Source organism: Actinoplanes sp. NPDC051411 (assembly GCF_040682075.1).
Lineage (GTDB): Bacteria > Actinomycetota > Actinomycetes > Mycobacteriales > Micromonosporaceae > Actinoplanes.
In genome coordinates, this window is sequence record NZ_JBFBAD010000127.1 from 1 (window position 1) to 4035 (window position 4035).

Sequence of the window (4035 nt, forward strand, 5' to 3'; positions counted from 1 at the left end):
GTGGGCGACCTCGTCGCCGCCGCCGCTGCGCAACTTCGACCGTATGCCGCGCATCCGTTCGGAGCGCCCGGCGTTCGACGCGAAGTTCCCCGAGCCGGCGCCCGGCGAGCAGTCGCTCGCGGGCCCACCCGAGGGCGGCGCGGCCGAGAAGCGAACCAGTCCTCGAGAACTTTCGGAATGAGTGTCGGAGTGGGCGTGGGCGGTTCGTGGAAAGAACGAGGGACTGACCGCGAACCATGAAGGGAACTGCCATGACCGCGCTCTACACCTGGGACGTCTTCTCCACCCTCGACGGCTACGGCTCGTTCGGCGAGGGGGCCGACTGGGGTGGCTACTGGGGCAAGCAAGGCCCCGAACTGCTCGCCCACCGCGCCGCCCTCTTCGACACGCCGCAGCGGATGGTGTTCGGGGCGACGACCTTCCGGGAGACCGCGGCGATCCTGTCGTCGGGCATCGATCCCCTCGCGCTCGACGAGTGGAACGTCCGGACGTGGCGCACGCCGGCGACGGTGATCTCGTCGACCTTGCGGGACACGCTCGGCTGGCCGGACGCGACCATCGAGAGCGGCGACGCGGTGGAGATCGTCACGCGGCTCAAGGCGGAGTCGGACGTGCCACTACGCTCGCAGGCCAGTCTGTCGCTCAACTGGGCGCTGATGGCCGCCGGCCTCGTCGACCGGGTGCAGGTCACGATCTTTCCCGTCATCTCCGGGCGCACCGGGACCAGCCCCGTTCTCGGCGGCGCGGGCGACTTCGACCTCGAGCTGGTCGGCAGCCGGACGCTCGACGGGCGTAGCCAGGAGCTTGTCTACCGCCCGACCGCGCGGTGATCTGAGGGCGGCGATCCCGGCGACCATGATCGCGGGGAGGGCGGTGCTCCCGGCGTACCCGAGAATGAGCAGGTTGGCGACGGCCGCGACCACCGCGATAGGCCGCGTGCGGCCCGGCATCGTCCGGGCCGCCGAGAGCATGCAGCCGATGTAGACCACCAGGATGAACGACACCGGGATGGTCACCGCGGTGGCGACCGGCAGGACGCCGAAGCCGATCAGGCCGAGGATCACGGCGCCGGAGACGAGCAGGCTGACCGGGAACCAGCGGGCCGTCGTCGGTGACGGGCCGTTGACCGTACGCGCGAGGGCCGCGCCGCCGGCGAGGTAGGCGTTGACCGTGCCCAGGGTGAGCAGCACCGCCGTGGCCGCCGCGACGATGGGGGCGGCCGGGCCGATGGAGAAGGTGAGCAGCGCGGTCATCGGTACCTCGGTGCCGGCCGACGGGCCCAGCGCGGCGACCGTGACCGCGGCCAGCGCCAGATAGATCGCCGCGGTGACGGCGAACGCGACGCCGATCACGCGCGGCAGCTGGCGGCGCGGGTCGGTGAACTGGTTGGTCAGCGGCGCCACCGCCTCCCAGCCGAAGAAGGACAGCATGAGCACGGCCGCCGCGCTGCCGATCGACGACCAGCCGTGCGGGGCGAACGGGCGGAAGTTCGCCGCGTGCGACGTGGGGAGCGCGCCGCCGACCGCCAGCACCAGCACCAGCAGCAGCACCGCGACCAGGCCGAGCTGGACGGCGGTCGACGCCCGCAGGCCGCGCCGGCTGAGCGCGATGAGCAGGGCGAGCATGACCCCGGCGGCCAGGGCCTGACGGGGATGGCTGGTTGTCAGGTAGCCGGCCCCCATCGTGCACACGATCGGCGCCCCGGCGATGATGCCGACCAGGAAGCACCAGCCGGCGGCCCGGCCGGCCCGGTCGCCGAGGCCGGCCCGGACGTAGTCGGCGACGCCGGCGGCCGAGCGCAGGGTGGTGCCGAACCGGGCGAAGACGACGGCGACCAGACCGGACAGGAGCAGCAGGCCGGCCCAGGCCAGGATCGACGCCGGGCCGGCCTCGGCGGCGGCCAGGCCGGGGAGTACGAGCAGGCCGGGGCCCAGAAGTGCGCCGATGTAGAGCGCGATCCCGCGGGTGGTGGTCATGACGCAATCATTGCCGGACGGCCGCGCCGCGCGATGGCAAATATTGCCCCCGAGACCGACCCCGGCGCAACTTCGTGCGGCGCCCGCGGCCCGCAGCGGCATGATGTTGTGATGCCCACTTTCGACGCCACCGACCGGGCGATCCTGGCCCGGCTGCAGACCGACGGACGCATCCCGAACATCGAGCTGGCCGACGCGGTGAACCTGTCGCCGTCGGCCTGCCTGCGCCGGCTGCGGGCGCTCGAACAGGCGGGCGTGATCGCCGGCTACCGGGCCGAGCTCGACCGGGAGAAGCTCGGGCTCCAGCTGACGATCTTCGTGCAGCTGAAGGTGAACCGGCACGCCCACGAGACCTCGACCAAGGTCGAGGAGGCGCTGAACGCGATCCCGGCGGTGGTCGCCTCCTACCTGATCTCCGGCGAGGCCGACCTGCTGGTCGAGATCGCCGCCCCGAGCCTCGCCGCGTACGAGCGGATCCTGCTCGACCAGATCCTCGCCATCCCGTACGTCGTCGAGGCGCGCAGCACCTTCGCGATCCGCACGATCAAGAACCGCGGCCCGCTGCCGCTCGCCGGCCTCGAATGACTATCCGGCGATCAGATCGGCCAGGCGCTCCGGGAGGCCGGGGGAGAAGTAGACGTGGCCCATTCCCGGGACGACCTCCAGGCGGGCTCCCGGGATGGCGGCGGCCAGGGCCTCGCCATGCGCGAGGGGGAAGAGCGGGTCCTCGTCGCCGTGCACGACGGTGGTGGGGGCGGTGATCGTGGACAGCGGAACCAGGCAGTCGGGGGCGAAGATCCGGCCGGCCCGGTGGTGGTTGGCGGCGGCGGCCGGGTCGGCGGCGCGGGACCAGGCGAGTTCGAGCATGGCCCGGGCGGCCGGCTCGTCGAACGGGAGGACGTCGCCGTTCATGGCGCGGAACAGGGCGATGTCGGCCTCGGGACCCGGCGTCATGCCGCTCTGCTCGCTCAGGTGATCGAGGAACCGCTGCGACGGGCCCGGCAGATCGGGGTGGCGGCCCATCGGCGTGGTCCCGAGCAGGGTCAGGGAGCGGACGCGCGCGGGTTCGTGGACGGCCAGCCACTGGGCGATCACCCCGCCCATCGACGCGCCGGCCAGCTGGGCCGCGGCCAAGCCGTACGCGTCGAGAACCGCCCGGCAGTCGCCCGCCAGGTCGCCGATCGCATAGGGGTGCCGGTCGAAGTCGACGGTGCTCGACCGGCCCGTGTCACGGTGGTCGAACCGGATGACCTGCCGGCCCCGGGCGACGAGGCGGTTGACCATCGTGTCGGGAAAGGCGATCCCCTGGGCGGCCGCGCCCGCGATCAGCAGGACGGCCGGGTGGCCGGGGTCGCCGGTGCGCTCGGTCCACAGACTCAGCGGGCCGGACGATACGAAAGTCTCCGTCATGGCCGGTGACGTTAGATGATCGGGCGGGTGCGGCGCGGCCGCTTTTCCTGACGCGGGACCTGGTCTATGTCGACGTCGAAGAAATTCGGCCTGGTTCGCCCGGTGCCGGCCCCACTCCGCCGCCGCCGGACCACCCGACCGGCACCTAGGACGCCGGGGTCATCTCGTCGGTCAGGCGCTGCCAGAGGCGCTCGCCCGCGGCGGCCAGACAGCCGTCGACCACGGCGTCGTCGCCGAGGGCGCTGACCCGCAGCGCGGGCAGCACCGGGGCGTGGGCCCGGACGTGGTCGGACACCCGGTCGAGGAAGCCGGCGGCCTGGCCGATGCCGCCGCCCAGCACGACCAGGTCGGGGTCGGCCACCGCGACGATCGAGCAGATCGCGTCGGCGACCAGCACCGCCTCGGCCGAGACGACGGCGGCGGCCACCGGATCGCCGGCCGCCGCCGCCGCGAAGATCGTGCGGGCCGAGACCGCGTCGGCCAATCCGGCCCGGCGGGCCGCCTGGACGACGCCCGGCGCGGCGGCCACCACCTCCAGCCGCCCCCGGCGCCGGGCATCCTCGGCCTCCGCCACGGCATCGGCCGAAGCCGGCGAGGAGGGCACGGCCGAAGCCGGGGAGGAAGGCACGGCGGGAGCCGGGGAGGAGGG

At 73.5% G+C, this 4035-nt stretch carries 5 protein-coding genes and 1 pseudogene; 3 read left to right on the forward strand and 3 right to left on the reverse strand.

Annotation, left to right across the window (positions count from 1 at the left end):
- Together AB0M88_RS42905 and AB0M88_RS42910 are read left to right on the forward strand one after the other, a co-directional pair.
- On the forward strand, positions 1 to 181 hold a 181-nt coding region (locus AB0M88_RS42905), incomplete at its 5' end, for a hypothetical protein (protein ID WP_364112159.1).
- 70 nt (positions 182 to 251) lie between these two features.
- Positions 252 to 830 carry a dihydrofolate reductase family protein gene (locus AB0M88_RS42910; RefSeq protein ID WP_364112161.1) on the forward strand — a complete coding sequence of 193 codons (579 nt, stop codon included), beginning with the start codon at positions 252 to 254 and terminating at the stop codon, positions 828 to 830.
- A gap of 315 nt (positions 831 to 1145) precedes the next feature.
- Here AB0M88_RS42910 and AB0M88_RS42915 read toward each other — a convergent pair.
- Positions 1146 to 2078 (reverse strand): annotated as a pseudogene (locus AB0M88_RS42915) (amino acid permease); the annotation flags it as partial.
- 9 nt (positions 2079 to 2087) lie between these two features.
- Between AB0M88_RS42915 and AB0M88_RS42920 the strand changes: the two are divergent.
- Positions 2088 to 2561 (forward strand): Lrp/AsnC family transcriptional regulator, encoded by a 474-nt coding sequence (locus AB0M88_RS42920; RefSeq protein WP_364112163.1) that lies wholly within the window; start codon positions 2088 to 2090, stop codon positions 2559 to 2561.
- On the opposite strand, the gene AB0M88_RS42925 is transcribed toward AB0M88_RS42920, so the two are convergent.
- Entirely contained in the window at positions 2562 to 3386 is an 825-nt protein-coding gene (locus AB0M88_RS42925) for an alpha/beta hydrolase (protein WP_364112165.1), read from the reverse strand.
- Positions 3387 to 3531: 145 nt separating this feature from the next.
- The coding region (locus tag AB0M88_RS42930; RefSeq protein ID WP_364112167.1) for an ROK family protein at positions 3532 to 4035 on the reverse strand (504 nt) is incomplete at its 5' end.

Bases quoted from the DNA above. Each gene is read 5' to 3' on its own strand.
- AB0M88_RS42910 (WP_364112161.1), top strand. From the start codon at position 252: ATGACCGCGCTCTACACCTGGGACGTCTTCTCCACCCTCGACGGCTAC.
- AB0M88_RS42920 (WP_364112163.1), top strand. From the start codon at position 2,088: ATGCCCACTTTCGACGCCACCGACCGGGCGATCCTGGCCCGGCTGCAG.
- AB0M88_RS42925 (WP_364112165.1), bottom strand. From the start codon at position 3,386: ATGACGGAGACTTTCGTATCGTCCGGCCCGCTGAGTCTGTGGACCGAG.